At 51.9% G+C, this 4,969-nt stretch carries 4 protein-coding genes; all 4 read right to left on the reverse strand.

All coding sequences use genetic code 11. From position 1 onward, the window contains the following. Nucleotides 1-1,957 (reverse strand): sigma-54-dependent Fis family transcriptional regulator (locus Q3886_RS08315; protein WP_301860895.1); only part of this gene is annotated, 1,957 nt, incomplete at its 3' end. Between the two features lie 78 nt (nucleotides 1,958-2,035). Then, nucleotides 2,036-3,247, reverse strand: coding sequence for an MFS transporter (locus Q3886_RS08320; RefSeq protein WP_301860896.1), 1,212 nt, complete (start codon nucleotides 3,245-3,247; stop codon nucleotides 2,036-2,038). 66 nt (nucleotides 3,248-3,313) lie between these two features. Then, on the reverse strand, nucleotides 3,314-4,651 hold the full coding sequence (locus Q3886_RS08325; protein WP_301860897.1) for an acetyl-CoA hydrolase/transferase family protein: 1,338 nt from the start codon (nucleotides 4,649-4,651) through the stop codon (nucleotides 3,314-3,316). Between the two features lie 19 nt (nucleotides 4,652-4,670). Further along, nucleotides 4,671-4,969: aminotransferase class I/II-fold pyridoxal phosphate-dependent enzyme (locus Q3886_RS08330; RefSeq protein WP_301860898.1), on the reverse strand; the 299-nt coding region annotated here is incomplete at its 5' end.

Below are 4,969 nucleotides of genomic sequence, written 5' to 3' on the forward strand. Positions count from 1 at the left end.
GTATATATTTGGGGATAATGCCGTATTGTTTACACAGGCGATACATAGTTGCTCTGCTTACCCCCATCTGTGCAGCCGCTGCCGCTACATGTCCCTGACACTGCTGCAGCGCCTGCAGACACAATTCTTTTTCATCTGGCACGGCTACAGCTGCCGGGGAAAGGGTCTGTTCATTTCTTGGTTCAGGGGATGCCGCTGGAGAAATTGTTTTTTCATCAAGGACATAGTACAAATCACCGGCGGAAATCGTATCATGTCCGCTTATATAAAAGGCCCGTTCTATACTGTTCTGTAATTCACGTACATTTCCTGGCCAGTCATACTGCTTTAATGCTTCCAGTGCAGAAAGGGTCAGTGTTTTTTTCTGAGAAGGATATCGCTGATTAAACCGTTCCAAAAAAAGTCTGGCACAGTATGCAATATCATCAGGCCGTTCCCTCAGGGGCGGAATATCCAGCTTCAGGACATTCAGGCGATAATACAAATCACCACGGAATGCACCCATCCTGACCTGGCGCTTCAAGTTTCGGTTCGTCGCCGCAATGACCCGTACATCGAGCTTTTTTTCTTTTTTCCCGCCAAGGCGGCGTATAGTCAGGGTCTCTACGGCCCGCAGCAGCTTAGCCTGAAACTCCATGGGCATTTCACCAATTTCATCCAGAAACAGCGTACCGTGATCGGCCAGTTCAAATTTACCGGGATTTCCTTCTTTCAGCGCTCCCGTAAAGGCGCCCCGTTCATAGCCAAATAACTCGCTTTCAATCAGATCCCGCGGCAGAGATGCACAGTTGACAGCCACAAAAGGGCCATTTTTCCGGGCACTGCCATGGTGAATAGCCTGGGCAAATAATTCTTTTCCCGTGCCGCTTTCTCCTTCTATGAGCACGCTTCCATCGTACTGTGCATACTGCCGTGCCTGGCTGACGACCTGCTTCATTACCGGATCGGCAGCAAAAATATCATCAAAGGTATAGCGGGCCTGATTGCCGGACATGCGGTTTACAGAACGGAGAATATGCTCCTGTTTCCGCAGAATAAGCGTAATTGCCCGACCTACGGTCTCAGCAGTACAGGAAACGGCCGCACTGAACTGCTGCGCCTGGCCGCCGGCATGCCAGGTTATATCATCGACATACAGGGGACCATCGTCGTATTCCCGGTGCAAAATACCGTCCCAATCGAGTTCAGGAAGGAGAGTGCGAATATCCACGGTCCTCATTGATTCACTCGACAGTCCCAGTTCCGTCCGGGCCATGCGGTTTGCCCAGCGAAGCTGAAGCTGTTCATTTACAATAAAAACAGCTTCCTGCAGGCCATCAGCAGCTGCGCGAGTAAGCTGGGTCTGAAAGTAATTGGCCAGCATGCGTTCCATACTGTACGCGCCGGCGACGACCAGGGCCAGCGTATGGGGATGGGCATCTTCCACATTGCCTGACAAATCCAGACTGCCAATGACTTTACCGCTTATACCGTGAATGGGCGCTGCCGAACAGGTCCAGCTGTGCTGAGAAAAGCAGTAGTGTTCCGCACCGTTCATCTGAATAGGCGTATCGTATTCCAGTGCAATGCCCGGCGCATTGCTGCCGACGCCTTTATTGCTCCAAATGGCTCCGTTGCGGAGCAGAATATTTTCTGACCGCTCCAAAATAGCATCGTCGCCGATAATATGAAGGACATACCCGTCTGCATCAGTCAGAGCCAGCAAAAAATGGGACTCTCGAATAATCGAGTAGACACTGTCCATAATCGGTACTGCAATTTGCAGCAGCACCTTGTTTTTTTCTATAATGCGCTGAAACACCTCTGGCGGCACTGGTGTACCGCCGCTGCAATAGGGATCGACTCCCAATTTCCGGCATTTGGCCCAAGACTGAGCCACAACGGGCTGCAAGCGGTCATCCAGGGTTCCATCGGTCATAAAGCGAGTCCATATTTCCTTCGCCGTCCGTTCATCCATAGCCGTAACCTCCTCAAAAAAACAGGTATTATACTTTGTATAATACCTGTTACAGCGCACATATTCAATATATAGAGGCTAAGATACTTGCTGCCGCGGCCGGCGTATACAGAAAAGCAGCACCCCTGCAACGACAGCCAGCCCAATCATAATCACAAACGCCGTCAGCGGTTTCCCGCTGGCACATAGCGGGCCGGCATAGGAAGCGATGATAAGATTTAAATTGGTAACGCTGAAATTCAGGGCATAATGAGTACGGCCGAAGAAGAAAGCCGTAAAAGCCGAGTTGGTCGGCGTTACACCGCCATAGGACAGGCCAATAAGAACGAAAGCCAACAGGAGCACCGGCGTCTGCCTCGTCATGTCGGCGGCAATAAATGCCAGCCCTGCTGCCAGGACAAGGATGGTCACGAACGCCATGGTCCGCCTGTATCCCTGACTGTCAAAGCACTGTCCAAAGAGAATGCGGCCGACGCCATTGGCAATGGACACGACACCAGCTAATGCCGCTGCTTCCGCCAGATTGCCGCCGGAAAATTCGCCGGCATATCCTGCAGAAATATTGATAATTGCCAGCCCTGCTGCACTCAGTACAGCTGCCCAGGCGAAGTAGAGCCAGAAATTACGGCGGCAAATCATAGCCGTTGGCTGCAGGTCTTCTACGGACTGTTTAGCTGCTGCCATGTGCCCGCTCATATGCTGCAGGAATGCAGCCGGCGCTGCCTTCAGGATGAATGCCCCGGCCAGAACGACAAAGCCAAATGCGACAGCTATGCAGAGAAACGTCGTCCGCCAGCCAACCAGTTCAATACACGCAGCCGCTGCCATGCCAAGAATCATGGCGCCCAGTCCAAATCCCATGAGAGATATGCCAGATACGAGCCCTGTCCGATCAGGAAACCACTTCACAGCCGTACTGATAGCGCCATTATATCCCAGGCCGACGCCAAAGCCGCACAAGCCGCCATACGTTACATAGATTTCCCACAGCGAACTGGCCTGTGACGCCAGCCCAAAGCCACTGGCCAAACAGACCGCGCAGGCAATCAGGGTCGTACGCACGCCTCTGTGCGCGGTCAGAATGCCTGACGCCACGCCGCCGAAGCAAAACATCATCATGGAAATGGAAAAGGTAACAGATGTTTCTGTACTGGACCAGCCAAACTCCCGTTCCAAAGGGATGCGAAAAATAGACCAGGCATAAATTAATCCCAGGCACAGCAGCAGAATAACCGCTGTGCCCAGATACATCCAGCGCAGCCGCAGCTGCCGTTGAAAGGTCGCTGTCATAGGGCCCTCCATATGAAAAAAATGATATGCAAACACCTATACACGCAGATATGACAGGAAAATGGCTTACCGCTTGTTGCTGCGGCGCCAGATACGCTGCTGCTCTGCCGCCTGAATGAGGTCTTCCCGGAACTCTGGATGAGCAAGGCCAATAATGGCTTCGGCCCGCTGCCACGTCGTAAGGCCCGACAGATTGGCTACGCCGTATTCCGTTACCATATAAGGAGCCTGCGTCCGCGGCGTCGTAATAATATCGCCTTCTGTAAATTTAGGCAGAATATGAGAATGGCGGACGCCCTTTGCATCGACGTGCATGGACGGCATGGCCAGAAAGGCCTGTCCATGAGGAGCCGCATAGGCACCGGTTACGAAATCCAACTGGCCGCCAGTACCGCTGATATGCCGCGTCCCGGCCGATTCCGAACAGATCTGGCCATACAAATCCATGGCGATGCAGCTGTTGATGGACACGAAGTCATCGAGCTGGCGAATCGTTTCCGGATTATTGACATAGTACATGGGCGCCGACAGAATATCCAGATTATGATCCAGAAATTCATACAGCTCTTTGGAACCCATACAGATGGAAAAGACGCCTTTCCCGCGCTGAAGCTTCTTTTTCTTATTCGTAATCTTGCCGGCTTTATACAAATTCAGGTAGCCGTCGCTCATGAGCTCTGTATGCATACCCAGGTCCTTCAGATCCGATTCGGCAATAAGTACGCCCAGAGCATTGGGCATGCCGCCAATGCCGAGCTGCAGCGTCATGCCGTCATGGAGATAGGGAAAAATCTGGGCGGCAATTTGCTTGTCAATCTCGCTGGCCGGGCGGTTGGGCATGACATTCAGCGGCTCCTGGCTTTCGACGATGCAGTCAACGTCGGAAACGTGAATATGATCGTTGGCCATGCCGTAAATAACCGGCATTTGTTCATTGACTTCGACAATAATCGTATCGGCTGCATCGAGCATTTCCTGCTGGCAGCAGTTCGTCAGGCCATAGGAAAAGTTGCCATGTTTATCCATGGGCGCTACTGTAATCATGGCCACGTTAACCGGGGCAAAGCCTTTGGTGTAATAAGAGCCACAGTTACGAAACAGCATGGGCGCATAATAGGCCCGTCCCTGGTCGACATATTTGCGGTCGATGCCAGAACAATGCCACAGATTATACGTAAAGGTCTCATTGTGCGGATCTGCTTCCAGGACCTGAACAGGCTTACAGGAAATAGCGTTGCGCACCTTAATATCGCTGAGCTCATTTTTGCGTCTGGCCAAAGCCGCATCCAGGGCCGACGGATAGGAACAGCTCTGACTGAAATCTACCCAGTCTCCCGATTTTACCAGCTGCACTGCCTGGTCGGCAGTACAGCACTTTTTCTGATACTCGTCATATACAGTCATAACACTCTCCTCTTTCTGGCTACTGCTGATACTGGTTCCAAAGAGCACGGAAAGCCGTAAAGGAACGGCGGATCATATCCGGATCTACACAGTAAGACACGCGGACGTATCCAGGACAACCAAAACTGTCAGCCGGCACGATGAGCAGATTCATGGCCTTCGCTTTTTCAGCAAATGCCTTGGCATCACTTTCCGGCGACTTGACAAACAGATAAAAGGCCCCGCTCGGATACACACAGTGATAGCCTATTTCCGTAAGTCCATTATACAATAGCCTGCGGTTATCATCATAGAGCTTCATGTCCGATGTCTGTCCCA

This window comes from uncultured Megasphaera sp. (assembly GCF_958350005.1).
GTDB lineage: Bacteria > Bacillota > Negativicutes > Veillonellales > Megasphaeraceae > Megasphaera.